This window comes from Prevotella sp. E9-3 (assembly GCF_022024015.1).
Taxonomy (GTDB): Bacteria; Bacteroidota; Bacteroidia; order Bacteroidales; family Bacteroidaceae; genus Prevotella.
On record NZ_CP091786.1, the window covers coordinates 1,572,900 to 1,599,374 of the forward strand.

Consider the following 26,475-nt stretch of genomic DNA (forward strand, 5'->3'; position numbering starts at 1 on the left):
TAATTATTTTTCTGTTTCCAAATTATTATTCTTGATTGTCCTTATATCTGTCACCCCAGTAATTCACCATGCGTTGGTACAGTTTCTCCTCAGAAGGATTGTGCTGTCCAAACCAAAAACGTTGATTGATGAGGGCATCAGGAAGATATTGTTGCTGAGTGAAATGTCCAGGATAGTCGTGTGGATATTTGTATCCGTCGTGGTAGCCAAGTTCCTTCATCAGTTTGGTTGGCGCATTTCTCAAGGGGAGCGGTACAGGCTGGTTGCCAGTTTCACGAACTACGGAAAGAGCAGTATCAATACCTAAATAGGCTGAGTTGCTTTTGGGAGAAGTAGCAAGGTAAACAGCAGCTTCTGCCAGTGCAATCCGTCCTTCTGGCCATCCTATTTTCATGACGGTGTCGAAAGCGGCGTTGGCTAGTAATAAAGCGTTTGGATTGGCCAATCCTATGTCCTCAGCTGCCGAGATAACAAGTCGGCGGGCTATGAACTGAGGGTCTTCTCCTCCCTCTATCATACGAGCCATCCAGTATAGTGCAGCATCTGGGTCGCTCCCTCGAATACTTTTTATGAAAGCTGAGATGATGTCATAATGCATCTCACCATCCTTGTCATAAGCCAATGGGTTCTGCTGCAAGCGTGCTTCTACCATCTCGTCGGTAATCACAACGTCTCCGCTTTCGGCTTCTACAACTAATTCAAGAATGTTTAGTAGTTTACGTGCATCCCCACCACTATAGCGAAGAAGAGCCGAAGTCTCCTTCAGTTCAATATGACGCTGTTTCAGAATTGTGTCGGTGGTGATAGCTCTATTCAGTAATTGAAGTAAATCTTCTTTCTCCAGCGATTTCAATACATACAATTGGCAGCGGGAGAGTAGGGGGCGAATCACCTCAAATGAAGGGTTCTCAGTAGTTGCACCTATCAGTGTTACCACACCCTTCTCAACTGCGCCGAGAAGAGAGTCTTGCTGAGATTTTGAGAAGCGGTGAATCTCGTCAATGAAAAGGATAGGGGACGCTTCGTTAAAGAAACGTCCTTTTTGAGCTTTTTCTATTACATCGCGCACATCTTTTACACCACTTGTTACTGCCGAAAGAGTAAAGAAGGGGGTTTGAAGACGATTGGCGATAATCTGGGCCAGCGTAGTTTTTCCAACTCCTGGAGGACCCCAAAGAATGAATGAAGAGATACGGCCTGCATCAATCATCTTGCGAAGCACTGCACCTTCTCCAACCAAATGACGCTGGCCGATGTATTCATCGAGCGTGCGCGGACGTAATCTTTCTGCTAATGGTTGTGACATACAAAGTGCAAAGTTACTATTAACTGTGTAAAAAGCCAAATAAATAGACTATTTAACGCTTTTTTCTAAAAAAAATAGTAGCCACTGCTATTAAATGCCAACTTTTTCATTATCTTTGCATGCATAAACAAGATATTATTTATTATTTATGAGTCAAGAAGCTGATAAGAAGATAATTACATTAAAAACACTGACAAAGAGCAGTGTTTGGGATGTTCAGGAGAACGATATTTTTCGTATGCTTGACACTGCTGATAAGGATGCTGATGTGAAAGATAATCTGCGTCGTTATACTGATATTATTCGCAGTGCTTTCATGATTGAGGAAGTGCCAGACGATTCACCAATTATGAAAACTAAATATGAAAAAATGGGATATAAGGTGGCTCAACTGAAGTTAGATGACGACAAGAAAATTGTCTGGGCCATTAAAAAACGTCCTATTGTTCGTGTAACCGATCTGACTTACGAAAATATCCGTCATATTTCCGCAGCCAAACTGATAGAAGTGCTGGATCGTAATTTTGGAGGCGGTTGGGATTCACTCTCACAGAGCATAAAGGATATCATTGAGAGCGGTTTTGACATTTCTACCACTACACTTCCAAAAGATCGCCTTCATAAGAAGGGTGGAATGTACGATAAGAAGGTAGAGGATGGCTTTGAGGTGTTGGAAGTTGCTAAGGGAACCTGGGTTGAGGCAATCTTTGCCAAACTGAAGCCAGAAACAGAGAAGCCTCGTATCAAAATGTCATCATCTGTTCGTGGCCTCGAGGAAGACGAGGATGATGATACAGATGTTGAAATCGAGGACAACTACAATAAGCCTGATGAGGATGATGTGGAATTAGATGGTCCTAATGACGATGACATCACTGAGGATAATTATTCGACGATGATGGATTTGGGTTCGGAAGATCCCGATGAAGAAGCAGCTAATATGGCTGAATATGGCGATGAATAGACAGTAATCATATAAAAAGGCAGAAGCCCTGACTTTCCGTTGGAGAGTCAGGGCTTTCTGTTGTTTGTTTGGAATAAGTGTTTGTTTGTAAGTTTTAAGCTTCGGCTTCAGGAATTACTGAAACAACGCTCTTATCGTGCTTTCCTTTGTGGAAATTCACGGTGCCATCAATGAGGGCATAAAGCGTGTCGTCCTTACCAATTCCTACGCCATTGCCTGGATTGTGATGAGTACCACGCTGGCGTACGATGATGTTGCCTGCCTGTACTTTCTGTCCACCCCAGATCTTCACGCCGAGTCGCTGTGCTGCACTCTCGCGGCCGTTCTTAGAACTACCTACACCTTTTTTATGTGCCATAATGTTGTTCCTCCTACGTTTTAAGCGATTACCTGTTTAACTTCTACCTGAGTGAACTGCTCACGATGACCATTGCGCTTGCGAGAATCCTTACGACGCTTCATCTTGAAAACGATGACTTTGTCGCCCTTCACCAGCGGGTTCACTACTTCAACTACTACTTTTGCACCTTCTACGGTGGGTGCGCCAACCTTGACAGCGCCGTCGGCATCTACGAGCAGCACCTTGTCAAACTCAACAGTCTTGCCTGCCTCCACGTCTTTGATGTGGTGCACGAAGAGCTTCTTGCCCTCCTCAGCCTTGAACTGCTGACCCTGAATTTCTACAATTGCGTACATTTGTTTTTGTTTGTAAATAGGGTTTTTTCCGTAAGGCGGTGTACGTCCGTACACACTTCACCCTGCCTCCACGGACTCTTTCGGGCTGCAAAGGTACTTATTTTTCTGCATAGTAATGATTATTTTATCTTTTTGAGTCTAAAAGTTTAACTTTATTTAATATACTAATATCGATTTTATCTGGCAATAAGACTTTAAAAAATCGTAATTAGCGTTATTGTCTGTCTATAGGAAGTATTGGTTTCATCTGAAATATGTACTTTTGCATAAATATTAAATATGGTGTATATGAATACTCGCAGCATATTACTTTTGATGATAACCCTTTTTTTAGGGCTAGGAGTCACTACTGCCCAAACACCTCAGCAATGGCGCGATTCTCTATCCGTTCTCAACGGAATGATTCGTCTATCGCCTCGATCCACGGATTTGCGGTTGAAGAAGGCTGCTGTAAATATTGAACTTAATCAATGGGAATATGCTGTTGAAGAGTATGGGCGTGTGTTGGAATTAGATGCCAAGAATTTGGCTGCCTTGTATTTTCGTGCCTATGCAAACGTCCATCTGCGTCGTTATGACATGGCAAAATACGATTATGAAACCTTCCTTTCTTTACAGCCTAAGCATTTCGAGGCCCAGTTGGGATTGGCTATGGTCAAAAGAAATATGGGCAGGAAGACGGATGCACTTGACGAGATGAACCGCTTGGTTCAGTTGTTTCCCGATTCTGTCTATGCCTACGTGGCTCGTGCTGGTTTTGAAGCTGAACTTCAGCAGTATGAGGTGGCCTTGTTCGATTGGGATGAAGCAATTTTCCGTAAGCCTTTAAATGCGGATTTCGTAGCTTCAAAAGTGCAGTTGCTTCTTCAGTTGAAGCGTTATGATGAGGCTTGGCAAGAACTGGAAAAGGCGATAAAACGTGGCATTCCCCGTGTTGCACTGAAGGAGTGGATAGACCAGTGTAAGTAAAATTTAGTACAAAACAATACAAACTTAAAATGAAACGACAATTATTATTATTGACATTCACTGCAATGGCTGTAGGGGCCATGGCATGTACCAATTTCATTGTTGGTAAAAAAGCATCTAAGGATGGCTCCGTAATCTGTACCTATAATGCCGACGACTATGGGATGTTCATCGGTTTAGCCCATTATCCGGCAGCCAAGCACCAGCCGGGCGAGATGCGTCAGGTCATCAACTGGGATACCCATGCCTATGGAGGTGAGATTGCCGAAGCCTCAGAAACCTTCAATGTGATAGGTAATATGAACGAATATCAAGTGACCATTGGCGAGACTACCTTTGGTGGACGTGAAGAGATGGTTGATACTACAGGCATTATCGATTATGGTTCGCTCATCTATATTGCCTTGCAGCGTTCAAAGACTGCTCGTGAAGCGATTAAGGTAATGACCACCCTCGTTGAGCAATATGGGTACAATTCCGAAGGTGAGACTTTTACCATCTGTGATCCCAACGAAGCATGGATTATGGAGATGATGGGATGTGCCAGTGACCGTAAGCTGTCCAAGGAGCGTACCGTTTGGGTGGCCCTCCGTATTCCTGATGATGTGATTTGTGCCCATGCCAATCAAAGTCGCATCACCCACTTCAATATGAAGGATAAATCTGGCAACGTCCTTTACTCAAAGAATGTGGTTAAATATGCCCGCAAGATGGGATGGTTCTCAGGCAAGGACGAAGACTTTTCTTTCCGTGATGTATATGCTTTTCCCGATTTTGGCGGTCGTCGTATGTGTGATGCCCGTGTGTGGAGCTTCTTTAATCGTTTTGCAGAGGGTATGGATCGTTATGTAGCCTGGGCCGAGGGTATTCAGAAGGATGCCGAGTCGATGCCCCTATGGGTGAAACCCGTCCGTCAGTTAGGACTTGACGACATTGAGGCAGCCATGCGTGATCATTATGAGAACACCCCTTTCGCCCTTGATGGCGATCAGGGAGGTGGCATCTGGGAAATGCCTTACCGTCCTACACCTTTATATTATAATGTGGATGGAAAGAAATATTTCAACGAGCGCCCCATCTCTACCCAGCAAACAGGTTTCAGTTATGTTGCTCAGATGCGTTCATGGTTGCCTCGAGAAGTGGGGGGCGTACTATGGTTTGGAAATGACGATGGAAACATGGTGCCCTATACTCCTGTGTACTGCTGCGCAACTCAGGCTCCACGTCCTTACAACACTCCAGGCGTCGATGCCCTGAATTTCTCTACCGAGAATGCCTATTGGGTGCAGAACTGGGTGGCCAATATGGTATATCCTCGCTATTCGCTGTTGTTTCCCACTCTTGAGCAGAAACGTGACTCTCTTGACCGTTCTTATTTCCTCCTTCAGAAAGAGATAGAGGATAAGGCTCTGACGCTTCAGCGTGACGAACGTGTGAAATTCCTCACTGATTACTCGGCTCAGAAGGCTAATGAAATGCTGGCTGAGTGGAATCTCTTGGCTGTGAAATTGATTGTTAAGTACAACGACATGATTATCAAGCCAGAACAGAATGGTGTGTTCACTCGTACCCCTGAAGGACTTGGCTCACGTGTTACTCGTCCTGGCTATCCTTCAGGCTTTGCTCGTCGTCTTGTTCAGCAGACAGGTAAGAAGTTTGAGGCTCCTGAATAGGTTTTATGTGGGTGTGAAGAATATTTTTTTGTAAAAAGTAGGCATAATTTTTGGTAGAATAAAAAATAATGCCTACCTTTGCACCCGCAAAACCAAGGGATGCACCCGTAGCTCAGTTGGTAGAGCACCTGACTCTTAATCAGGGTGTCCAGGGTTCGAACCCCTGCGGGTGTACAATAATTAGAATCGACGAACTTGAAAGGTTCGTCGATTTTGTGTTAAATAGCGGTTATGATACTGCTAACTAACTAATTCTTCGATAGTTCTGTCACGTTAGAAACAATGTTGAACCACGCAGCCTGGCTGGGTATTAATAGAGCTATCAGGAATTACAAGTAACTAACTAATGATGGTTGTTCTACCAAATGTTCTACCGCCTATCATAAATGTTCTACCAAACACTGAGATTGTGTACTTAGAAATGGGTTTTCTACTGAAAACACCTTTTCTACTTTCCTCTTACTCCTATTTACATATAATGCCCTAGGCAACTGCTCGACAGGTGATGTAAGGTGGAGTTATTCTTCGTTGTCCTTGATTTTTCCTTTTATCCATAGTTTCCAGTACTTCATGCCTCCTGTTGACCACAGAGCGAGGAATATGAGTACGGGCTGGAAAAACAGTCTGATGAAACGGGCCTGATCGGTATCGAGTCCGAAAGCATCGATGTGGTTCACGTATTGATTGATGTTGCCTGGGAAGATGAGTACGTAGAAGAGAGCAAGCAGTGCACCTACAATTGCTTTCTTTTTCCAAAGGAACAGCATACCAAGTCCGAGTGCTATTTCTACTACGCCTGATGCCAGCACCACAAAGTCGGTAAATTCGGGAGTGAACTGCATCCAAACAGGAACTTGTGCTACAAACTCTTGACGTGCTATTGTTAAATGACTGAAACCAGCATAGGTCATAAATATGCCTAAAAGAAGGCGAAAGAATAATTTTACGTATTTCATAACTTAAATTTATATTTTGTTGGTGCAAAGATAGTTATATTATCTTACATCGCAAGCGATTCAATATTTATTTTAAGAATGATTAACCATGTGTCGCAAGCGATATACTGATAAGTTTCATAATTGTTTAAGTCGTTACTTTTTCCTATCAGTTCTTCATGCCAATAAATGTCTGAATGGCCAAATCGTCATTTACATGTCACATTATACTAAACAATTCTAAAAGTGGGTACAAGGGTATCGAGAATTATTCTATTATTAGTATCTTTGCATTTAATACAAAGAACAATTGTATACCGTTGAACCATTAAAATAAATAGTGTTATGGAAGAAATCAGAGTCTATCATTCCCCTTGGCGCATACTGCTAATGGCTTTGGGATGTTTTGTTTTTATTGCTCTTAGCATCTTTATGCTCAATAATCCTAAGAGCGTTTTTTCGGTGATTGTGGCATGGATTGGCATCGCATTCTTTGGTTTAGCTAGCCTTTCTATTCTTTACTCATTGTTTATGGAAAGACTGATGAACAAGCCATTTCTGACGATTACTGACACCAGCATCATCAGTCAAGGAATAAAACAGACCATCATCAACTTTGCCGATGTAAAGTCGTTTCAAGTTGTAAAGATGGGAGACCAGAAGTTTATCGCCATACACTATAAGACCGATGTTGAGCAGCAAAAGATGAACGAGGCCAGTAGTATTGGCCGTATCATACGTTTCCTGAACCGCCGACTGGTGAATGCACAGGAAAACATCTCTACCACAGGTACAAGCATAAAGGCCGAAGAGTTATGCGACCTGCTGAATGAAAGGCTGAAACGAAAATAAGAAAAAGTGCGAACCAAATCAATGGATCGCACTTTTTTGTTTATATATAGGAGTGGATAACTCAGATACTGTATATAGTAATGAAATTACTCGCTCCTTAAAGCTATTTTATTCGCCCTTGATAGCTGCTACGCCAGGGAGAACCTTACCCTCGATGGCCTCAAGCAGAGCACCACCACCAGTAGAGATGTAAGATACCTGGTCGGCCAGACCGAACTTGTTGACACAAGCTACAGAGTCGCCACCACCAATCAGAGAGAAGGCACCGTTCTTGGTAGCCTCAGCGATAGCGTCGCCGATGGCACGTGAACCAGCGGTGAAGGCGTCGCACTCGAATACACCGGCAGGACCGTTCCACAGGATCGTCTTGGCACCCTTGATAGCCTCGGCAAATGCCTTCTGGCTCTCAGGACCAGCGTCAACACCCTCGAAACCTGCAGGAACCTTGTTAGCAGGGCAGGTGATGATTTCAGCACCAGCCTTTACTGTCATAGTACCAAAGTCGAGACCGTTGGTAGCGGTGCAGTCAGAACCCAGAACCAGTTCTACGCCATTCTTCTTGGCCAGCTCCTCCACACCCAGAGCTACATCCAGCTTGTCGAGCTCTACGATAGAGTCGCCAATCTCGCCGTTGTGAGCCTTTGCGAAAGTGTAGGTCATACCACCGCAGAGGATGAGCTTATCAACCTTACCAAGCAGGTTCTCGATGATACCAATCTTAGAAGATACCTTAGAACCACCCATGATGGCAACGAAAGGACGCTTGATGTTAGACAGTACGGCGTCAACAGCCTGTACCTCCTTCTCCATCAGCAGACCCAGCATCTTGTTGTCAGCGTCGAAGTAGTCGGCGATAACAGCGGTAGAAGCGTGCTTGCGGTGAGCGGTGCCGAAGGCATCCATCACGTAGCAGTCAGCATAAGAAGCCAGAGTCTTGGCAAACTCCTTCTGGCTGGCCTTCATGGCCTTCTTAGCCTCGTCGTACTCAGGAGTACCCTTCTCTACACCTACGGGCTTACCCTCTTCCTCAGGATAGAAGCGCAGGTTCTCCAGCAGTAGAGCTTCACCCATCTTCAGAGCCTTGGCAGCGTCGGCAGCCTTAGCGCAGTCGGGAGCGAAAGCAACGGGAACACCCAGAGCCTTCTCTACAGCCTCGCGGATCTGACCCAGAGACTTCTTCATATCTACCTTACCTTTGGGCTTACCCATGTGGCTCATGATAATGGTAGCACCGCCGTCGGCCAGAATCTTCTTCAGGGTAGGCAGGGCACCGCGGATACGGGTGTCGTCTGTAATCTTACCATTCTCATCGAGGGGTACGTTAAAGTCTACACGTACGATTGCCTTCTTACCGGCAAAATTGAATTCGTTGATAGTCATAATTTTATAATAATTAAAAGAAATTAAGAATAATCTTCAATGAATCGCACGCAAAGGTACGAAATAATATCAGGAAACTGCAATCGAAGTTTCATTATTTATACTTTTTTTGCGGTTACTGTTGCATATTTGAAAGTAAGGACATCTGGTACATTGCTGTCGGTCGGCAGTAGGTGTAAATGGTATGTCGGGATTGAACATCTGGTCTATGGTGTCACTGAGTAGTCGGGAAAACTCTTCACGCGTATTCTCAACATCGTCTATGCGTTCCCGTCCAAAGCGGAGAATCGGGTCGTAGTTGTCCTTTCCGGCATGTTGGATAAAGAGCAAAGCTGGGCTCACAGGTAGATTGCCGGCATTGAATTGGCTGGAGGTGCGCACTATGATGCTGTATATAAAAGTCTGCAGATAGTAATCGCTGTGTTTGACCAGTTCCTGTGCATCAAAGATGGCCTGAACGTTGGCCAGTGACTTGTCATTTTTTGATCCGCCCGTCTTGTAATCCACCACTCGGATGCGTTCTTCTTTCAGACCTGTAATAGGATTGATTTCAGTAATGCGGTCCAGACGGTCTATTCGTCCACCGATGGTCGTAGTAATGTGAGGGGTCTCAATGGTTGTCTTAGTGAGACATTCCAGGCCTATAATTGTGAAAGGAGTTAGTCGGCTGTCTATCTGCAACAGTTGTCGCAGGTAGTGGATAATGACCTGACGGTTGATAAGTTGCAGACCGTTGAGGTGGTTGCTGAGGTTGTGGATATTTGCATTGCCGAATAATTCTTTTTGTAAAGCTCTGTCAACGGCCATTTCAATTTCCACCCCCGATTTCAGTAGTTGTTCGATGTCGTGCTTTACAATCTGTCTGCTCTTCTGGGTCAGCTGCTCGTAGATGGTTTGGGAAGCCTCGTGGAAGATGTTGCCGAAGATTCGGTTGTCGATAGTATCATCTTCATTGTCAATGTTTTGGCGCAGGCCGCATACGTAGTTGTAGAAGAACTGTAACTGGCAGCGCATATAACTGTTAATAGCCGTTGGCGTGAGTAGTGGCGTGTTAACATCGGGGTTCTGGGTGGGATCAAAGCGCTTCATGAGTCGTTGCATGATAACAGACGATTTCTCTATGGCCTGTGGATTGACCGGCACGTTGTTTTGCCCGGCCTGCAGCGTGTTGAACGAGAACCTATGTGGACTCTCAACCATCAACTGAAGCATGAAGCGCGACATTTCACAGGTGCGTCCATCAGTGGTAGCATTATTGTAGAGAATGGTTACATCCTTGGCTCTTTGCAACAACCGGTGGAAGTAGTAAGAATAGATAGAAACCTTGTGGTCTATGGTGGTCAGCCCGTAGGCTTTACGAATGCTATAGGGAATGAACGAAGTGTCGTTAACACCCTTTGGCATGTTGCCCTCGTTGCACGATAGAATCAGCACATGGTCGAAGTCAAGATTGCGCGTTTCCAATACACCCATCACCTGCAACCCTTCGGCTGGTTCACCGTGGAATGGCACACTAGTCGATGATACTAGCTGACTAATGAGTCGCTGGAGGGTCACAATATCAACTTTTAGGTCACCGCATGCCACAAGGGCTTTCAGTCGGTTCAAAAGTGTGTACATGCGGAAAAGAGATTCTTGTGCCAGCGGATCGGCCAGTGGGGCGCTTTTCAACTCGACATTGCGTGCTACTAATTGCATTATCTGGCAGAGCCATGTGAGCAATTGTTTGTGGTCGTCATAGTGGGTAAAAATAAGTTGCGTGCCTTCATCTTGATGCAGGTCGGTAGAAGTGGGATAGTACAGATGCTGATTGCGAAGTGTATTTTTTAGTTGGGCAAACTGCTCAGTGATGAATTTGGCGTAGGGATGGTTCAGTACGGCCAGTACCTGAGTTAATCGAAAAGTCTGCCGTTGATGAGAATAGCCAGTGGTCTGTAAGGTCAGTAGGAGTGTGACCAATGAGGCCGCAGGTGATTGTATGAGAGGAAATCCCGTGGTGATGTTCACTTGTTCAACCTCGTTGGGCAGACAATGAATGACCGTTTGCAGCAGTGACTCATTGCAAAGTACGATTGCTGTTCGTCTGCCTGCATCTATACGCTCGAAGCGAGTATGGTCTGAATCATTCTCAGAATGTTGCTCTTTCAGCCATGTAGCGATGAAACGGGCTTGCGAATTTTCGGTTGAAGCCGATATATATCGTATGTTGCGCGGGGTAGAGAAATTGTTGTAGATGTCGGTCTTCGTATTGTCGAATGCATTGGGGAAGTGAGCAAGATACTGAGCGATGTAATGACCGGCCTCATTGTCCTGCATTCGGTTTTTCCTCTTGGGCATATAGTAATGGTCGAAATCCCAATAGAAGGTGGCCATGCCTCGTTGTTGCAGTATACTGAAAATGCGTTGCTCCACCTCCTGCAGCATGTTGAAGCCTACAAGCACATAGTGCTCGTATTCGAAAGGAAGGTCTTTTTGTTCAGCCACTTCACGATACAGAGCGCCCTCGTAGGCTAGTTGCTGCTGGGCCAATAGACTGTTGAAGGCATGATAGATATCGCCCATGCGCGACCATAGTCTGAGGAAACGCTGTTTGAGTTCAGTGTTATGGGTGTCAGAGAAATTGCTGAAGAATTTCTGGAGAATCTGTCGCTGCTCGTCAGTGAGATAAGATACATCATCCAGTTCGTGAATATTGCGAAGGTTGGCAAACACCTTGTCGGCATCGGCCATGTGCTTGTCTACATCGTCAAAGTCGGACAATAACAATTGTCCCCAACCGTAGAAATGGTCGAGCGTTTCGTCGAGTCCAGTCTGTTCAGTGAAACAACGGTGCAGGTCGCACACCAGTTTGATGGGGTCGGCAACCTGTCGGATACTGTGTCGGCGAAACAGTTCGCTGATGGTGATATAGGCTGGGCTCCAAATAGGGTGCTTACTGAGGTGAGCCAGCTCGTCACTTAGGAACAGGGCTGCACGCTTGTTGGGGAATACCACAGCCACATGGGATAGATTCTCGCCAAATCGGCTGATGAGGTCTTGGGCAACGTATTGTAAGAATGATTTCATTCGGATGTCGTGATGATAAATGAGGGTGGTGGGATTATACTTCTTCAATATGGTTAGAATAGACATACCACAGGTAGCCATGAATATTATCATAGCCCATTGAGGCAAGAAGGTCCATGTATTCCTGTACTTGTTGGTGATACTCTTGGCGTGGGCGTCCGAACTTAAAATCAACAACAATCATCTCATGACCATCGGTCATAACACGGTCGGGACGGCGCTCGAAGGTTTTACCGGTATGAGGATCAGTAGCCAGGATGGTGCATTCGTTGAAGAGCTTCCATTTGGCATCATACCATTGTGCCACCTGTGGGTGTGAGATACGCTTGCGGATGAGGTCTTCGATGCGTTCGCGCGTGAGATGGCTGTCGTAAAGAATACCGTCAAGCTCCATGCGTCGCAGGGCATTGTCTATATCGGCCGTAGTGCGAATGGTTGAGAATACTTCATGGAGGATGCTTCCCATCTGAATGTAGTTGGCCTGCTGTTGGACCTCGTCGTCATCGTCGGGAAGTGCAAACTTCCTACTATCGTTGCTCTGCTTGAACTCCACTTTCTGGGCAAATGCCTCGATGTTGGCGACGATGGGGGCGCTTTGGCGGAGAAAGACGTTAGGATGGGGCGTATCTTCCACCTTTTTTGTTGAGGCGTGAACAGCCGGGAGACTCTGTGAGTCAGCTCCCTTGCTGTATATTTGATTGGTATCGGAAAGGTTTCCATATTCGAAGATAATGGGCTGTCCCTCATCTTCCACGCTTTCGAGACAAGACTCTGCCAGCTGATTAGTAAGCAAGGGCAAGGTTGCTTCTATGATTGAGGCTGAGTAGTTTTGTCCACTGTTACGCTTACCAATAACAGAAAGAACTCTCGATGCACGGGTAAAAGCTACATAGAGTAGGTTCATGTTATCAACCATCACCTGCTGATGCTCTTCATTATACTCAGCTTCATAGATCGTATTCTCCATGCCACTCTTGCTGTAGTCTATGGGTACTATGGGCAGTTCGTTGAATGGTTCTTTCTTGGGATGGAACCAGAGTACATCGTTCTGTTCCATTTTCCAGTCGCAGAAAGGAATGAACACATAGGGAAACTCTAGGCCTTTTGACTTATGGATACTGATGATGCGGATACCATTTACTTCAGGGCTCTGAATGGTTTTTGAACAGAAATACTCATCCCATCTTTTCAGGAAACTCTTTAGGTCGGTGGTCTGCTCGTTGACAAAAGTAGTCACATAGTCGTAGAAGGCACACAGATAGGCGCTCTGCCCCTCATACTGCTGCAGGTCGAAGATAGAGAAAATACGCTCGGTGAGTTCGTAAAGAGGCAGTTGCCTGAGCTCATCGCGCTGACTGACAAACTGTGTGGGTAATTGGCTGTCGAGATCTTCGAGATAGGGATGCAGATGAGAATAGGTTGAAGCCAGGAAAGCCTTGGCTATATGATCGTTTTCATCGGTCAGATAGCGGATGGCTTGAACAATGGTCTGCACCGCTGGTGAGGCATCAAGCCGGAAAGCCTCGTCGCTGACGATAGGCACTTGAGGCATGTGCTCCATGAAATAGTTGGCTATTTCGGGAATGAATCTATTGGTGCGCACCAGAATAGCAATGTCGGAAGTAGGAATATTGGCATTTATCAGTTCAGCTATCTGGTTCATCAGTGTGCTGAGTACCTGTTCCTGATAGTCATCAGCCGGTTTCAACTCAATCCGGATATACCCCTCGTCTCCTTTGTTCTCAGGTACATCCTGTTTTACATCGCTATAAGCGGCGAGCTGCATTATCTGTGAAGCCTGGGTAAAGAAAGCATTATTGAAATTAATCACCCTACGGCAGGAACGGTAGTTGGTGGCTAGGGTGCGCACGTTCAATTGATTGCTGGCATCGGGAAACTCCTGAAGAATATTGTTCAGCAAGCGCCAATCGCCGTTGCGCCAGCGATAGATACTCTGCTTAACATCGCCCACAATCAGATTCTCAGAGGCTTCGTGACTCATGGTCTCTTGTAGCAATACCTTGAAGTTTTGCCACTGAACGGTCGAGGTGTCCTGGAACTCATCTATCATGATATGTTCCAACTGTGTTCCTATCTTTTCGAAAATGAAAGGTGAGTCGCTGCCATCAATAAGGTCATGCAGCAGTTTCTGCGTGTCGCTCAGCAGGAATCTATTGGCCCCTTTGTTCAGTTCGCGAACCTTACTCTCAATACTCTCCAGCAAGCGTAACTGACTGAGATGCCGGAGAGTGAGGGTGGCCGACTGGTAGAGTGACCACTGGCGTGGCTGTTCCTGGATGACTTCCTTGAGCAGGGCGTTCAGTGAACCATGAGCTAAGGCAACAATCTCATCACGGCGGGGATGTGTCTTCTTGCACCAGCCTTCAGGATTGTCCTCGCAATTCCTGACACGAGTGTTGATAATCTCTGATTTGAAATCATCACCACGCTGAAGTTTTACAAACACAGATGCCACACCTGATGAACCATAGGTGAAATCGCCCACTTCCAGTCCGTTTTCCTTCAGTATCTTAAAGAATCGTTCGCCAAGGCTTTGCATTCGTTTCTTGGCATTTTGGCGCATCTGCTCGAGTGTGCTCACATAGTTTTCAAAGAAGCCTGGCTGACTCATTCGTGCGTATAATGCCTGACTCTCTTTCTTATAGGAATCTTTGAAAATGGTAATGCCAAAATCCTTCAGTTTGTTGATGATGTTCCAGGAGCGGTCCTCACTGATGGTGTTCTTGATATAGTCGAGAATCCATTGCAGCATGAGATCTTGGGCCGATAGGTTCTCAATCAGTTCGTCAACGGCTTGTGCCTCGACCTGTTTGTCATCCAGTTCGATGGTGATGTTGGCCGTGAGTTCCAGTTCGCGTGCCAGATTGCGAAGTACACTTTGGAAAAACGAGTCGATGGTCTCTATTCGGAAATAACTGTAGTTGTGGAGTAGATTGGTCAAGGCAATACCAGCCTGATGGGATACAAACTCAGGACTTGCATCCAAATCGCGGCATACAGCATCTATATATCCTTTGGAATCGGGCAACTGGCGCCAGATGCCATACAACTGACTAAGTATGCGCATCTTCATTTCTTCGGTGGCCTTGTTGGTGAACGTCACAGCCAGAATCTGCTTGTAGACCTGCGGATTCTTTACCACAAGTTTGATATACTCAGTGGCAAGTGTGAATGTCTTACCACTACCAGCGCTCGCTCTATATATAATAAGAGGTGTATTTTGAGTCATGAGAATTAATATATTCTATTTCTTGTAAATTGTCCAAAGAAAAAAAACTCTGTCCCCGATTACCAGCGACGGAACAATTCAATGGTGAACTTAGCACCAAACTGCTGGAACGAAAAGTCGAGGAAACTTCCAAAGAGACCTATTGAACAAAGATGTGTACTAAAGCCATAGCCAAATTCCCAATAGGGGCGACTGTGCTCGATGAGTAGCCCGTTCAGGTAGAACCGCTCGCGTTCAACATAATGCCCCAAATAGGGTATGAACGAGGTGAGCAAGAGGGGCGTATCATAACTGATGTTATTATTCAGATAATAGGATGATGTGTTGTACAGACGAGAGTCGAGTAACTGAAAACTACCCGACCAGTTGTCGTCCCATCCTCCTTCCAAGTAGTTCTCGGTGAAGTTTGCATAATCCATAAAATAACTTTGATTCTTGTCGGTGTACATACCACCTCCAACACGAATACTTATGGCTTGAGTGCTGGGCAGTCGGAAAATACGGGAAGCACTGGCCTCCCAGCGGCCATATCTCAGGTGGCAGTCGCCCAAACTGACACCACGCTCGTAGTTGATGCTGAACACTGTGCGGCCCGTCCAAGGCTGAAGGAACAGGGTGATGCTCGGTGCAAAAGAGTTGTAAACCGTTGGACGACTGAATTTCTCCATATACTCGGGATGGATAGCCGTTCGACGGTGATAGACAAGTCCTTCCTCCAGGCGTAGCCAAGAACTCAGTTGGTTACTATTAGTCAGTTTAAGACGGTTGTCATCGAAGGTGGTGAGGTCGAACTCTTCAAGTTCGGGCAAATTACCTTTCTCGTCTTTTAATTCTTCCAGTACCGATGAGTTGGCAATGCGGTTGCCGTTGTTCCAAACCAGTTCCAGAAAGTCTTCTTTCTTCTTGTTATAGTTATAGCGGAAAGGAAGTTGGTAGAAAAACTGCTTGATTTTGAAGTTATAACCCAATGTAGGTGCGAAGGAAAGATTACTGTTGCCGCCTAGATTGTATAGAGTGGCAAGGTTCATCTTATATGAAACACCCCTGCTGTGGCTATAGTTCAGATACTGAGGCTGAAGAATAGGTGAGAGGTTGAACGAGAAGTTCTTTTCTTCACCATGATGACTTCTTACAAGATAGCTGCCTACATCCCATCCGATTTCCTTCAAGGTGGTCAGTGAGATCGTTTTTGTTGTCGTGTCTCTCTCAATGGTCTCGTGAGATTGCTTTTCCTTGACATCGTACTGCTCAATGACCGAACGCTCAGCCTTGCTAAGCTGAAGCGGCCGGATTTTATCTATTTTCTGACGGTCGGTTGTATCTGTCTTGGACAGAGAGGACAGGTGAGGCAGATTATAGACGGAGACAAACGAAGATTGTATGCGATTGCCCAACCAATTGAAATCAATATTGGTTTTGCAATTCAAAGGTAGAGGCGTTTTGTCTTTCCGCTTTTCAGTGCCTTGGTTGATAGTTGAGTGGAATCGTATCAGGTCATATTCACCTTTGATGTCAACATCAAGCACACGACCGGAAGATAACAGCACAACGGCCTGCCCCGTAACAAGTTGTGTGTTGTTGCCCAAACGTGGACTGAATTCTACGATGGCCTGACGCACTCCCGAATGCTTTACACGATAGCGATAGAACACCCTGTTGTCAGGATGAAAAGGCGAGAGAATATGGTCGCCATAAAGGGTGGTGGAGTAAAGTTGGGGAATAGTGAATTCATTGAGAATGCTGAAAGGCTTGCGGTCGCGGGGAACCGTAGTGAAAAACAAACGCTGTTTGAGTTTTACATTGTCAAGATCTGTAAACTTTACCTCGTTGAACTGCTCGCTGACATATTGTCTTTCGCCACGGGCAAAGGGATACATGTCAGGGATGAGCCACATGAGTAAGTTGCGTCGCTGTGTGTCGAAAAAGTACTTCGTGTAACAATTGGTAGTGAAAGAGTCGAGCTTGTTCTTGTATTCATGCTGGTAGGCAAACATACGGTTAAGAACCAGCGAGTCGGCCTCTCTAGCATTCATGTTGAGCCCAAATGTCAACAAGATGATACCTACAATTATGCGCGCGTATTTCACAGGCCCAAAATTACAAATTATTATTGAATTATAAAGTGGTTTTTGAAATAAATTTTCCAAGTTTGGCCGTTGTTTCGAATATTATGAGTAATTTTGCAGCTAAATTTGATAAAACATAAATAAAAATGTATAGAACCAAAACTTGTGGCGAGCTTCGTCTCGCTGATGCCGGTCAGCAAGTGACATTGGCCGGATGGGTGCAGCGCACCCGCAAAATGGGAGGCATGACTTTTGTCGATCTTCGCGATCGCTATGGCATTACCCAGTTGGTGTTCATTGAAGACAGCGATGCAGAGCTGTGTGAGCGCGCCAATAAACTGGGCCGCGAGTTCTGTATCCAAGTAGTGGGTACCGTGAGCGAGCGTGAATCCAAGAATGCCAAAATGCCTACGGGCGATATTGAGATTCTGGTGAGCGAACTGAATGTGCTCAGTGAGAGTCTGACCCCTCCTTTCACGATTGAAGATAATACCGATGGCGGTGATGATATTCGAATGAAGTATCGCTATCTGGATTTGCGTCGTGCCGCAGTTCGTAAGAATTTGGAACTGCGCCATAAGATGACTATCCTGATTCGTAACTTCCTCGATGCCCAGAACTTTATTGAGGTTGAAACACCTATTCTTATTGGCTCTACCCCAGAGGGAGCTCGCGATTTCGTGGTTCCCAGTCGTATGAATCCAGGACAGTTCTATGCTCTTCCTCAGAGTCCGCAAACACTGAAGCAGCTGTTGATGGTGAGCGGTTTCGACCGTTACTTTCAGATAGCCAAGTGCTTCCGTGATGAGGACCTGCGTGCAGACCGTCAGCCTGAGTTTACTCAGATTGACTGTGAGATGTCGTTTGTAGAACAAGAAGATGTGCTTCAGATTTTTGAGGATCTGGCTCGTCATCTTTTTAAAGAGATTCGTGGCGTGGAACTTCCTGCCTTGCAACGTATGACCTGGCACGAGGCTATGCGTCGTTTCGGTAGCGATAAACCAGACCTCCGCTTTGGAATGGAATTTGTTGAACTGATGGATATACTGAAAGGTACTGGTACCTTCCCCGTGTTCAATGAAGCCAACTATATCGGCGCTATCTGTGTGCCAGGTGCTGCCGACTATACCCGAAAGCAGCTCGATCAGCTGACAGACTTTGTGAAGCGTCCTCAGGTCGGAGCAAAGGGACTGGTTTATGTGAAGTTTAACTCTGACGGTACTGTGAAGTCGAGCATTGATAAGTTCTATGAACCTGAAGTATGGCAGAAGGTGAAAGAGGCAATGGGTGCTAAAGATGGCGATCTGGTGCTGATGCTCAGTGGCGACAATGCCAATAAAACTCGTGTGCAGTTGTGCACACTGCGTCTGGAAATGGGCGACCGTTTGGGCTTGCGCGATAAAGACAAGTTCGTTTGTCTTTGGATTGTTGACTTCCCCTTGTTCGAGTGGAGCGATGAGGAACAGCGCCTGATGGCTACACACCATCCTTTCACAATGCCTAATCCCGACGATATCCCCTTGCTTGATACGGATCCGGCGAAGGTTCGTGCCGTGGCTTATGACTTTGTGTGCAACGGCGTTGAGGTAGGCGGCGGTTCACTTCGTATTCACGATGGCAAACTTCAGGAGAAGATGTTCCAGATTCTTGGATTCACCCCAGAGCGTGCCATGGCTCAGTTCGGCTTCCTGATCAATGCTTTCAAGTATGGAGCTCCCCCTCACGCTGGTCTCGCTTTCGGTTTGGATCGCTTCGTAAGTCTTATGGCAGGATTGGACAGCATTCGTGACTGTATTGCATTCCCGAAGAATAATTCAGGCCGTGATGTGATGCTTGACGCTCCTGGTGAACTGGATCCCAAACAGTTGGAGGAATTACAGTTAAAGATTGATATTCGTCAAGAATAAAGTTAATTCTAATAAATATTTCCTGTGGTAGAAGTAGTTGACTGTGAAAAAGTCGTAATTTTGTGACCGAAAATAATAACTCACACTAAATAGTGTAATTAATTATCTTTACTAAATTATGGCAGAAAAGAAAGCTACGACAAAGAAGGCTGCTACTGAAACAAAGGCAACTGCAGCCAAGAAATCAACCACCACAAAGAAAGTTGCTGCTAAGAACGTTCTTTATGTGAACGCTGAGACTATCGGTTTCAAGGCAGGAGATGTTTATCAGGCACTGGCAGCTGCTGAAAAGGCTCTCACAGTAGATGAGATTGCTAAGGTAGCAAAAATTACTAAGGAAGAAACGTTGCTCGGTTTGGGCTGGCTCTTCAAAGAGGGTAAGCTTTTGAGCACTGAGGACAATAAGATTGTTCTGGCTTAATCGAGAAGGCATAAGTATAAAAAAGGTCGGTAATCAACACTTACCGACCTTTTTTATGATTAGGAGCATAATGACTTACGACCAACAGATATTGAAAATTCTCTCAGAAGTTGACGAGCGGGGCATCAGTGTCTCGGCGCTGACTAAGCATGTGTATAATCAGAACTGTACGTTTTTCTTTACTCCCGATTTGCAGGAACTGAAACAATATGTACAGCAATATCTGTTGAAAAATTCAAAATCACCACAGTCGCTTATTGAAAGTACTGGACGTCGTGGCTATTATCGGTTGAACACGCAAAACTCGGCAGATGCCCGTCAACTGATGTTGAATTTTCAACAGGAAAGGGAAGATGAAAATGAGGTGAGTGATACCTCTCAACAGGACTTTTCACTCAGTCTTTTCGAAGAAAATTATTAATTACCATATACAATCAATTTGATTCCCCAAGCAATCTACCCGAAAGCCACTAGCAATCTGCCCAAAAGGTACTAGCAATCTACCCGAAAGCCACGGCAAATCTACTTGATAGCTGCCAGCGGTTTATCTGATTATGTAATTGCTTACGAAATTCTGAGTCTTTGGAAAAAATATGGAGAAGAATCGAATAGATTCTTCTCCTTGTTCTTTCTTAGCGTTATTGCTATTAGAATGGCAGATCGTCTGCACTTCCTTCACCAGCAGGCTCCTGAGTGGGAGGGAAAGGTGCATTGGCTCCAGCTGCAGGTGCTGCATTCTGCTGAGGAGCAAATGGAGCAGCAGCGGGAATGCTCTGAGCAGCCTGACCACGGAGAATGTTGTAGGCGCGAACATCGTTGAACCAACGGCCGTTATACTCGCGAGCGTCAATATCAAACTGAACGGTAATTTCTTCGTTGAGCTGAATGTTGAACTGCTTGATACGGTCTTCGCCAAAGATATTGAAAACCATCTTACGAGGATACTGACCAGGTACTTCGATAACGTATTCCTGTGTCATCCATGAGTTGCCTGTACGGGCAGACACACCGCCTCTTGCCTCCAGAATGGCAATAACTTTTCCTGTTAATTCCATGAGTTGTTTGATTGCTATTGTTTGTATTTTTTCAAAATCGCTTGCGAAATTACTAAAATAGTTTGAAAAGAGAAAAAAAAATTCGGATAATTTTGTTATTCACACATTAATTTCGTATTTTTGTACTCCGAATTGAAAACATAAAACCATTTATAATATGAGATTTTCCGTTTCTAGCGCAACACTCAGCAATCGTCTGGTTGCTTTGTCAAGGGTGATTAATAGCAAGAATTCATTGCCTATTTTAGGAGACTTCTTGTTTGAGATTGTTAATGGTCGTCTGAATCTGACGGCATCGGATAGCGAGGTGATGATGAAGACATCGCTGGAATTGATCGAGACCGATGGTGATGGCCGTTTCTGTGTTGGCAATCACGACCTGCTGGAAGCTGTGAAAGGCATTTCTGAACAACCTATTACATTTGATGTGAACCAGGGTGAGAACATTGCTCGTATCACCTATCAGAATGGTATGTTCTCTTTGCCTGTTGAAAATGCAGACGAATTTCCTCAGCCACAGACAGTGGGCGAGGGTGCAAATACCATTACAATCAGCAACCAGTTGCTCGGTGAGAATATCAACCGCTCTATCTTTGCTACGGCTCAAGATGAGCTGCGTCCTGTGATGAACGGTATCTATTTCGATCTTACCCCCGATTATCTGGCTGTAGTGGCCAGTGATGGTCATAAGCTGGTACGCAACAAGGTACTCAGTGTGAAGAGTGATGTGCCTGCAGCATTCATCTTGCCTAAGAAACCAGCCTCGCTGTTGAAAAATGTATTGGGTAAGAATGGTGGCGATGTGGTGATTCGTTTTGATGAGCGCAATGCGGAGGTGAACTATGAGGACGGACAGATTATCTGCCGACTTATTGAGGGGCGTTATCCTAACTACAACTCTGTGATTCCCCAAAGCAACCCCAATCAGCTTACTGTTGATCGTGTAGCTCTGCTCTCTGCTCTCCGTCGTGTGCAGCCCTTCTCCAACGATTCTAGCAATCTTATCCGCTTCCATGTGGAAAACGGTGTACTGCAATTGGATGCTGAGGACTATGATTTCTCAAAGACTGCTACCGAGCGTATGACCTGTGATTACAACGGTATTCCCATGAGCATCGGTTTCAAAGGATCGTCATTTATCGAGATTCTGAGCAACTTTGATTGCGAACAGGTTATCATCCAATTGGCAGATCCCAGTCGCGCAGGACTCGTTATACCGGCAGAACAGCCTGAAGGACAGGATGTACTCATGCTGATGATGCCCATGTTGCTGAATGATTAAGAAAAAAGTCTGATAATTGAAAATTGAAGATTGGTGGTAGTTATGCCTCGACAAATTTCGGGACGCCTGCCTTCAATCTTCAATTTTTTCATTTACTTTACATAATAAAAAAAGAAATGAAGCTTAATTTGACTAAACCACTGGTTATCTTTGATTTAGAGACTACCGGACTAGATATTGTAAAAGACCGCGTTATTCAACTTTCATATATAAAGGTGTTTCCTAATGGCGAGGAGGAACGCGGCAATTATATCATTAATCCTGAACAGCCAATCTTGCCTGTCATTACTCAACTGACCGGAATTTCTGACGATGATGTGAAGGACCAACCTACTTTCAAGCAGTTAGCCAAGACACTGAGTGATAAGTTTACAGGATGCGACTTTGCCGGATTTAACTCTAATCATTTCGATATACCTATGTTGGCTGAGGAGTTCCTGCGAGCAGGCATCGACTTCGACTTTGCCAAATGTCGTATGATAGATGCTCAGACCATCTTCCACAAAATGGAGCGCCGTAACCTGGCTGCCGCTTATAAGTTTTATTGCGGAAGGAAAATGGAGGAGGACTTCGAAGCCCATCGTGCCGATCAGGATACAGAAGCTACCTATCGCGTGCTAATGGGAGAGTTAGACCGCTATGCTCCAGGAGTTAATGAGGATCCGGAAAAAGTACTGACCAATGATATGGACGTTCTGAATGAGTTTTCAAAGACGAATAAGAACGTGGACTTTGCTGGTCGTATCGTCTGGGGCGAGGCAAAAGATGCCAAAGGAAATACTATCTTTGATGAAGGGGGGAATCCTGTAATGACGGAGTACTTTAATTTCGGTAAGCATAAAGGAAAAACTGTTGCCGATGTACTACGTCTCGATCAAGGTTATTACGCATGGATCCTCGGGGGTGACTTTACCTATAACACTAAGCAGGTGCTCACCCGTATTCGTTTGCGTGAGGCTCAGAAAACAAAAATGTAGTATTTTATACAAAAAAGATGATTGGACGCTGGATTCTTACTTTTTGCATGGGATTGTCGCTGTTTACGGCTATGGCCGACGATAGCGAAGACCTTAAGACTGTTGGTGGCAATATGCTTCAGACTCGCAACTGTAGAATGGGAAAAGTATCGTTGTCAACGATTACAAGGCGTTTTCAGTCGTCAAATTTCTTGAATCGCTCACAGTCTGCCGAAGTCACGTCGCCTTATCAAGGCAAGCGCCGTCAGCTGGTAGTTCTGGCACAGTTTGCCGATGTGGAATTTCAAGATACCGAACCATATTCTGTTTGGAACCGAATCTTCAATGAAGAAAATTTCAACGAGGGTAGTTATAAAGGTTCGGTGCATGATTATTTCTATGATCAGAGCTATGGTCGGTTTGACGTTTCGTTTGACTTGTTCTACGTAGAATTACCTTCTAGTGTCGTAAAATATGCCAGTAGTTCTATTGATGACGAGAACTCGCAGTTTCTGGTCTATGATATCGTTGAAAGCTTAAAGCAAAAAGATATAGATTGGGGTGCATATGACTGGGATAGTGACGGTTATGTAGATCAATTACTGATTGTTTTTGCCGGTCTAGGTATGAATGATGGCGGTGGATCAAAATCTATTTGGCCTCACCAGTGGTGGCTCAGTTTTCACATAGACCCTAATACACAGCAGCCCTGCAATCCTTGTGTTGTAACAGATAAACAAGGTCAATCTTTTCTGATTGATTGCTACTGTGCCGTTCAGGAACGAGGTAGAACAGCGTCTCCGTTTGGTACAATTTGTCATGAATATAGTCATTGTTTTGGATTTCCTGACTTTTATTATGGAGGCAATAGTTATGTAGGAAGTTGGGATGTCATGGACATTGGTAACTATAATGGTGGCGGTTATCGTCCCTGTGGATATTCGGCTCAAGAACGAATGTATATGGGCTGGCTTTCACCTACTGAACTCTATGTACCAACCTTCATTTCAGGTATGTCCTCGCTGAGTGACCAACCGGAAGCCTATCTGGTACGTAACGATGGCTGTAGCAGTGAGTATTATGTTATAGAAAATCGTCAGCAGGTAGGGTGGGATGAAAACTTGCCCGGTAGTGGACTTTTAGTTTTTCATATCAATTTCGATCTCGATGAGTGGAACGGTATCAAAGAAGGTCCCAATCATCCAAAGATTAATATTGGCGGTGGTGTAGTGTTGGAGGCTCAGAAGCATTACTATATTATTCCTGCCAATGATGATACATCAACAATGTCAAGTGTGCTCTGCAATTGGGCTTATCCCTATGGCGATAATTGCAAGCTTACTAATACATCTTTCCCCCCTTCCATCTTGTTTAATACAAATAAGGATGGTTCGCTGCTGATGAATAAACCGATTACTGAAATGAAAGAAACAAATGGGTTAGGTTCATTCTCGTTTATGAATGGCACATCGAAAATGAGTCATTCAACGATGTTGACTACAGAACCGGCAGTTCTCTATGAGCTTGGAGACTTGAAGATTGTTCGTTGTCAGGACGGGAAGGTGAAGAAAATAATGACTAAGAGATAAAGATATAAAAAAACATGCTGAAAGGAAAAAAGATAGTTCTTGGTATTACAGGGTCTATAGCAGCCTATAAGGCTTGTTATATCATCCGTGGATTGGTGAAGGCTGGAGCTGAAGTGCAAGTGGTAATAACACCTTCAGGAAAGGAGTTTATTACGCCTATCACATTATCGGCACTAACACAAAAGCCCGTCATCAGCGAGTTCTTCTCACAGCGTGACGGTACATGGAATAGTCATGTGTCGTTAGGACTATGGGCTGATGCCATGCTGATAGCTCCATGTACAGCCTCGACGATGGGGAAAATGGCTAATGGCGTGGCCGATAATATGCTGATTACTACCTATCTCTCAATGAAGGCACCGGTGTTCATAGCTCCTGCTATGGACTTGGATATGTATGCCCATCCTTCTACTCAACAGAATATGGACCGTCTTAGTTCCTTTGGAAATCATATCATTGAGCCTCAAAGCGGTTTCCTGGCCAGTGGATTGGAAGGCAAAGGCCGTATGGAAGAACCAGAAAAGATTGTAGATTATCTTGATGATTTCTTTGAAGAGAAAGACCTTGTAGGTAAGCACGTGATGATTACTGCCGGTCCTACCTACGAGAAGATTGACCCCGTTCGCTTCATTGGTAACTATTCAAGCGGGAAAATGGGCTTCTCACTGGCTGAGGAATGTGCTCGTCGCGGAGCTGAGGTGACACTCGTTGCCGGTCCGGTAGCATTGAAGACTCATCATCAGAATATTCATCGCATAGATGTGGAAAGTTGTTTGCAAATGCGTGACGCTGCCGTTCAAAGCTTTCCTAAGGCCGATGCTGCTATTCTTTGTGCTGCAGTGGCCGATTTCCGTCCTGCTGAGGTGGCTGAAGAAAAAATAAAAAGGGTGGGTGAGAATCTTGATATCTCTTTGTTACCCAATCCAGATATTGCTGCTGAACTGGGACGGATGAAAAAAAATGACCAGGTGCTCGTGGGCTTCGCCCTTGAAACAAATGATGAACAGCAGAATGCAGAAAAAAAACTGGAGAAGAAGAATCTGGACTTTATAGTGTTGAACTCCCTTCGCAATAAGGGTACTTGTTTTCAAAGTGACGAGAACCAGATATCCATCATCTCTAAAGAGGGAAAGACTGATTTTGAGAAGAAAAAGAAAACACAGGTGGCTCGAGACATTATCAATGAGTTGAAGAAACGCCTCGTTGTTCTCATTGCAATACTCGGATTTGCAGGCTTTTCCAATCTGCATGCGCAGGAGTTGTTGGCAAAGGTGAATGTTAATTCACAACAGATACAAGGAACAGACAAGTCAGTGTTCGAGAATCTTCAGCAGACCTTGGAGCAGTTTATTAATGACCGCCAGTGGACCGATCTGCAGTTTCAGCAGAATGAGCGTATATCATGTACCTTCAATATTACTGTGACTAAGTATGATCAGAGCGCAAACCGCTTTTCGTGTACGGCTTTGATACAGGCTAATCGTCCTGTTTATAACTCAGCATATACCACTACGCTCTATAATAACCGAGACAAGAACTTTGACTTTGATTTTGCTCAGTTTGACCAATTGAACTACAACGAAGAGTATCTCGATAACCAGTTGGTTGCATTGGTGGCTTATTACGCATACCTGATAATCGGCCTTGACCTTGATAGCTTTGCTCCTATGGGGGGGACGGATATCCTGCAACGCTGCATGAATCTGGTGAACAATGCACAGAGTCTGGAGTTTACCGGATGGAAGTCGTTCGAAGACTCGCGCAATCGCTTTGCTATTATCAATGATTATCTGGATGAGGCCATGAAACCTTTCCGTCAGTTACAGTATGACTACTATCGTACGGGACTTGACGAGATGGCTCAGAATGTGGAACGCGGACGGACGAATGTGACGACAGCTCTTGAAAATGGCTTGAAAAAAGCCCATGAGAACAAACCGCTGAGTTTGTTACCTCAGATCTGGACTGACTACAAGAAAGATGAACTGGCCAATATATATAAAGGAAAAGGAACGCAGAAAGAGAAAGAATCTGTCTATGATATTCTCTTCGGACTGAATGCTTCTCAGAGCACAACCTGGAACAAGATTAAACAGTAAACTTTGTTC

The 26,475-nt window shown here is 45.0% G+C and carries 20 protein-coding genes, 1 tRNA gene and 1 pseudogene; 13 read left to right on the forward strand and 9 right to left on the reverse strand.

Annotated elements, in window-relative coordinates; translation table 11 throughout:
* Positions 1 to 25: 25 nt before the first annotated feature.
* Complete coding sequence (locus L6475_RS05690; protein WP_237823443.1) at positions 26 to 1,306, reverse strand: replication-associated recombination protein A; 1,281 nt, start codon at positions 1,304 to 1,306, stop codon at positions 26 to 28.
* Between the two features lie 148 nt (positions 1,307 to 1,454).
* Here L6475_RS05690 and L6475_RS05695 point away from each other — a divergent pair, with 148 nt between their 5' ends.
* Positions 1,455 to 2,270 carry a hypothetical protein gene (locus tag L6475_RS05695; protein WP_237823446.1) on the forward strand — a complete coding sequence of 272 codons (816 nt, stop codon included), beginning with the start codon at positions 1,455 to 1,457 and terminating at the stop codon, positions 2,268 to 2,270.
* A gap of 94 nt (positions 2,271 to 2,364) precedes the next feature.
* Here the strand turns inward: L6475_RS05695 and rpmA are convergent, their stop codons facing one another.
* Both rpmA and rplU read right to left on the reverse strand, forming a co-directional pair.
* Positions 2,365 to 2,628, reverse strand: coding sequence for a 50S ribosomal protein L27 (gene rpmA, locus L6475_RS05700; RefSeq protein WP_237823451.1), 264 nt, complete (start codon positions 2,626 to 2,628; stop codon positions 2,365 to 2,367).
* A 20-nt stretch (positions 2,629 to 2,648) separates the two neighbouring features.
* Positions 2,649 to 2,966, reverse strand: coding sequence for a 50S ribosomal protein L21 (gene rplU / locus L6475_RS05705; protein WP_237823453.1), 318 nt, complete (start codon positions 2,964 to 2,966; stop codon positions 2,649 to 2,651).
* Between the two features lie 315 nt (positions 2,967 to 3,281).
* On the opposite strand from rplU, the gene L6475_RS05710 reads away from it, so the two are divergent.
* The 3 genes from L6475_RS05710 to L6475_RS05720 all read left to right on the forward strand — a co-directional run bounded on the left by L6475_RS05710 (position 3,282) and on the right by L6475_RS05720 (position 5,782).
* The gene (locus L6475_RS05710) at positions 3,282 to 3,935 is read left to right on the forward strand and encodes a tetratricopeptide repeat protein (protein ID WP_237823456.1); all 654 of its coding nucleotides are present in this window, start codon (positions 3,282 to 3,284) and stop codon (positions 3,933 to 3,935) included.
* Between the two features lie 29 nt (positions 3,936 to 3,964).
* Positions 3,965 to 5,608, forward strand: a complete 1,644-nt coding sequence (locus tag L6475_RS05715) for a C69 family dipeptidase (RefSeq protein WP_237823459.1) — start codon at positions 3,965 to 3,967, stop codon at positions 5,606 to 5,608.
* A 101-nt stretch (positions 5,609 to 5,709) separates the two neighbouring features.
* Positions 5,710 to 5,782: transfer RNA gene (locus tag L6475_RS05720), tRNA-Lys, on the forward strand.
* A 344-nt stretch (positions 5,783 to 6,126) separates the two neighbouring features.
* Here L6475_RS05720 and L6475_RS05725 read toward each other — a convergent pair.
* Positions 6,127 to 6,564, reverse strand: coding sequence for a hypothetical protein (locus L6475_RS05725; protein WP_237823462.1), 438 nt, complete (start codon positions 6,562 to 6,564; stop codon positions 6,127 to 6,129).
* 324 nt (positions 6,565 to 6,888) lie between these two features.
* On the opposite strand from L6475_RS05725, the gene L6475_RS05730 reads away from it, so the two are divergent.
* Entirely contained in the window at positions 6,889 to 7,395 is a 507-nt protein-coding gene (locus tag L6475_RS05730) for an STM3941 family protein (protein WP_237823465.1), read from the forward strand.
* A 108-nt stretch (positions 7,396 to 7,503) separates the two neighbouring features.
* Here the strand turns inward: L6475_RS05730 and pgk are convergent, their stop codons facing one another.
* From pgk to L6475_RS05750, 4 genes are all read right to left on the reverse strand, one after another.
* A complete protein-coding gene (gene pgk, locus L6475_RS05735; RefSeq protein WP_237823468.1) occupies positions 7,504 to 8,775 on the reverse strand; it encodes a phosphoglycerate kinase in 1,272 nt (423 codons plus the stop codon).
* Between the two features lie 69 nt (positions 8,776 to 8,844).
* Positions 8,845 to 11,841, reverse strand: coding sequence for a PD-(D/E)XK nuclease family protein (locus L6475_RS05740; protein WP_237824048.1), 2,997 nt, complete (start codon positions 11,839 to 11,841; stop codon positions 8,845 to 8,847).
* A gap of 34 nt (positions 11,842 to 11,875) precedes the next feature.
* Positions 11,876 to 15,091 (reverse strand): exodeoxyribonuclease V subunit beta, encoded by a 3,216-nt coding sequence (locus tag L6475_RS05745; protein ID WP_237823471.1) that lies wholly within the window; start codon positions 15,089 to 15,091, stop codon positions 11,876 to 11,878.
* 59 nt (positions 15,092 to 15,150) lie between these two features.
* Positions 15,151 to 17,124, reverse strand: coding sequence for a DUF5686 family protein (locus tag L6475_RS05750; RefSeq protein WP_237823474.1), 1,974 nt, complete (start codon positions 17,122 to 17,124; stop codon positions 15,151 to 15,153).
* A gap of 179 nt (positions 17,125 to 17,303) precedes the next feature.
* Here L6475_RS05750 and aspS point away from each other — a divergent pair, with 179 nt between their 5' ends.
* The 3 genes from aspS (at position 17,304) to L6475_RS05765 (ending at position 19,906) form a co-directional block, all read left to right on the forward strand.
* The gene (gene aspS, locus L6475_RS05755) at positions 17,304 to 19,064 is read left to right on the forward strand and encodes an aspartate--tRNA ligase (RefSeq protein WP_237823476.1); all 1,761 of its coding nucleotides are present in this window, start codon (positions 17,304 to 17,306) and stop codon (positions 19,062 to 19,064) included.
* Between the two features lie 118 nt (positions 19,065 to 19,182).
* Positions 19,183 to 19,485, forward strand: coding sequence for a winged helix-turn-helix domain-containing protein (locus L6475_RS05760; RefSeq protein WP_237823479.1), 303 nt, complete (start codon positions 19,183 to 19,185; stop codon positions 19,483 to 19,485).
* Between the two features lie 55 nt (positions 19,486 to 19,540).
* Positions 19,541 to 19,906, forward strand: a complete 366-nt coding sequence (locus L6475_RS05765; protein ID WP_237823481.1) for a hypothetical protein — start codon at positions 19,541 to 19,543, stop codon at positions 19,904 to 19,906.
* 226 nt (positions 19,907 to 20,132) lie between these two features.
* Here the strand turns inward: L6475_RS05765 and L6475_RS05770 are convergent, their stop codons facing one another.
* The gene (locus L6475_RS05770) at positions 20,133 to 20,540 is read right to left on the reverse strand and encodes a DUF3127 domain-containing protein (RefSeq protein ID WP_237823483.1); all 408 of its coding nucleotides are present in this window, start codon (positions 20,538 to 20,540) and stop codon (positions 20,133 to 20,135) included.
* A 157-nt stretch (positions 20,541 to 20,697) separates the two neighbouring features.
* Between L6475_RS05770 and dnaN the strand changes: the two genes are divergently transcribed.
* From dnaN to L6475_RS05795, 5 genes and pseudogenes are all read left to right on the forward strand, one after another.
* On the forward strand, positions 20,698 to 21,822 hold the full coding sequence (gene dnaN / locus L6475_RS05775) for a DNA polymerase III subunit beta (RefSeq protein ID WP_237823485.1): 1,125 nt from the start codon (positions 20,698 to 20,700) through the stop codon (positions 21,820 to 21,822).
* A gap of 116 nt (positions 21,823 to 21,938) precedes the next feature.
* Entirely contained in the window at positions 21,939 to 22,799 is an 861-nt protein-coding gene (locus L6475_RS05780; protein ID WP_237823488.1) for a 3'-5' exonuclease, read from the forward strand.
* Between the two features lie 17 nt (positions 22,800 to 22,816).
* Positions 22,817 to 24,367, forward strand: a complete 1,551-nt coding sequence (locus L6475_RS05785) for a M6 family metalloprotease domain-containing protein (protein ID WP_237823490.1) — start codon at positions 22,817 to 22,819, stop codon at positions 24,365 to 24,367.
* Positions 24,368 to 24,381: 14 nt separating this feature from the next.
* Positions 24,382 to 25,557: pseudogene (coaBC, locus tag L6475_RS05790) on the forward strand (bifunctional phosphopantothenoylcysteine decarboxylase/phosphopantothenate--cysteine ligase CoaBC); the annotation flags it as partial.
* Positions 25,531 to 26,466, forward strand: coding sequence for a DUF4835 family protein (locus L6475_RS05795; RefSeq protein WP_370641678.1), 936 nt, complete (start codon positions 25,531 to 25,533; stop codon positions 26,464 to 26,466). The pseudogene coaBC and the gene L6475_RS05795, both read left to right, overlap by 27 nt.
* Positions 26,467 to 26,475: the final 9 nt, after the last annotated feature.

Excerpts from the sequence above, each read along its gene's own strand:
- L6475_RS05690 (WP_237823443.1), bottom strand. The coding sequence starts at position 1,306 with ATGTCACAACCATTAGCAGAAAGATTACGTCCGCGCACGCTCGATGAA.
- L6475_RS05695 (WP_237823446.1), top strand. The coding sequence starts at position 1,455 with ATGAGTCAAGAAGCTGATAAGAAGATAATTACATTAAAAACACTGACA.
- rpmA (WP_237823451.1), bottom strand. The coding sequence starts at position 2,628 with ATGGCACATAAAAAAGGTGTAGGTAGTTCTAAGAACGGCCGCGAGAGT.
- rplU (WP_237823453.1), bottom strand. The coding sequence starts at position 2,966 with ATGTACGCAATTGTAGAAATTCAGGGTCAGCAGTTCAAGGCTGAGGAG.
- L6475_RS05710 (WP_237823456.1), top strand. The coding sequence starts at position 3,282 with ATGATAACCCTTTTTTTAGGGCTAGGAGTCACTACTGCCCAAACACCT.
- L6475_RS05715 (WP_237823459.1), top strand. The coding sequence starts at position 3,965 with ATGAAACGACAATTATTATTATTGACATTCACTGCAATGGCTGTAGGG.
- L6475_RS05725 (WP_237823462.1), bottom strand. The coding sequence starts at position 6,564 with ATGAAATACGTAAAATTATTCTTTCGCCTTCTTTTAGGCATATTTATG.
- L6475_RS05730 (WP_237823465.1), top strand. The coding sequence starts at position 6,889 with ATGGAAGAAATCAGAGTCTATCATTCCCCTTGGCGCATACTGCTAATG.
- pgk (WP_237823468.1), bottom strand. The coding sequence starts at position 8,775 with ATGACTATCAACGAATTCAATTTTGCCGGTAAGAAGGCAATCGTACGT.
- L6475_RS05740 (WP_237824048.1), bottom strand. The coding sequence starts at position 11,841 with ATGAAATCATTCTTACAATACGTTGCCCAAGACCTCATCAGCCGATTT.
- L6475_RS05745 (WP_237823471.1), bottom strand. The coding sequence starts at position 15,091 with ATGACTCAAAATACACCTCTTATTATATATAGAGCGAGCGCTGGTAGT.
- L6475_RS05750 (WP_237823474.1), bottom strand. The coding sequence starts at position 17,124 with ATGAATGCTAGAGAGGCCGACTCGCTGGTTCTTAACCGTATGTTTGCC.
- aspS (WP_237823476.1), top strand. The coding sequence starts at position 17,304 with ATGTATAGAACCAAAACTTGTGGCGAGCTTCGTCTCGCTGATGCCGGT.
- L6475_RS05760 (WP_237823479.1), top strand. The coding sequence starts at position 19,183 with ATGGCAGAAAAGAAAGCTACGACAAAGAAGGCTGCTACTGAAACAAAG.
- L6475_RS05765 (WP_237823481.1), top strand. The coding sequence starts at position 19,541 with ATGATTAGGAGCATAATGACTTACGACCAACAGATATTGAAAATTCTC.
- L6475_RS05770 (WP_237823483.1), bottom strand. The coding sequence starts at position 20,540 with ATGGAATTAACAGGAAAAGTTATTGCCATTCTGGAGGCAAGAGGCGGT.
- dnaN (WP_237823485.1), top strand. The coding sequence starts at position 20,698 with ATGAGATTTTCCGTTTCTAGCGCAACACTCAGCAATCGTCTGGTTGCT.
- L6475_RS05780 (WP_237823488.1), top strand. The coding sequence starts at position 21,939 with ATGAAGCTTAATTTGACTAAACCACTGGTTATCTTTGATTTAGAGACT.
- L6475_RS05785 (WP_237823490.1), top strand. The coding sequence starts at position 22,817 with ATGATTGGACGCTGGATTCTTACTTTTTGCATGGGATTGTCGCTGTTT.